Here is a 1,085-nt window from a genome sequence, read left to right on the forward strand (position 1 = left end):
CCGGTCCTTGAGTTCCTCACTGTACTTGCGTGGTGCTGCCATGCTCTCCATCCTTCACAGGTTCGAGAGCCTCCGACAGACCCGGGGCGGTTCAGGGCCACGAAACCGACCGGGATTCAACGTGGAGTTCTATCAGGTCGGCGAGGACGACTGCCCGATCGCAAGCTTCACGATTCGGGCGGGATATGGCGGCGAACCTCGTGCGTTACGCAATCACATCGCGCTGGAACTTGAACTCGCCAAGGATCAATTGCAGACGGCGCGGCTGATCAAGGACTATCTGGCCACTCTCGTGCGCTGCTGGGTCCCCGAAAGCCTCTCCGCGCACACCTATGCGTTCATGAAGGCCCAGGGATGGAAGGCGCCGCAGATATCGGTCGGCTGGGACAACTTCATCAGCAACGCGATAGCGCTCGACGAGTCCGTTCTCGCGCCGACCATTCACCTCGAACATGCTGATGGCGGAGCGTATTTCACGCTCGATGGCACACCCGCGGAGCCGAGCCTCGATCAGTCAAGACTGGTACGAACGGCGCTCGGCTACGAATAGTTGGCGACGCTCGAGCGACGGTCTTTCCTCGCCGCGTCTGTCCTCGAAAATGCGTACGAGTCTGGGGCAAACGCCGAAACCGGATCTGAACAGCGTTATAGGGCTTTGAGAGGCCTGTCGGCGGGCTAGGGGCGGCCAAGCGGACTTGAAAGGCTTTGCCGCGCAGCGGCGATAGCGTACTAGACGGACCGTGAGGTGATAGCGCGGTGCACTTCATTTGCGACATAGAACTTGCGATAGGTTCCGTACGGTCCGGTGAGAACCCCGACCTTCACAAGTTTCTGCACAGCTTGATCGGCTCCTTGTGGGGACTTTCCAAACCGTCGCGCGAGATTGGGCACTCGCACAATCGGTGACTCGACCAGTATCTCGACGATGTCGCGCGCTAGACCGCCGCGGTAGCCGGAGTCTTGTAGCCGCTGGGAGTAGTCGCGCTGGGCGTCTAGTGTCGCGTGTCGTTAATTAGTTTATGGTTCGTGGTTTGAGAGAATTGGCTATGGCGAATTCTGCGGCCCCGGCTCTTGGCCTGCGTGAT

1 protein-coding gene is annotated in these 1,085 nt (G+C 59.7%); it reads left to right on the forward strand.

Annotated elements, in window-relative coordinates:
- Positions 1 to 121: 121 nt before the first annotated feature.
- Positions 122 to 550, forward strand: coding sequence for a hypothetical protein (locus ACWDSI_RS20485; RefSeq protein WP_449757692.1), 429 nt, complete (start codon positions 122 to 124; stop codon positions 548 to 550).
- The last annotated feature ends 535 nt before the right edge of the window (positions 551 to 1,085 follow it).

This window comes from Gordonia sp. NPDC003429 (assembly GCF_053588575.1).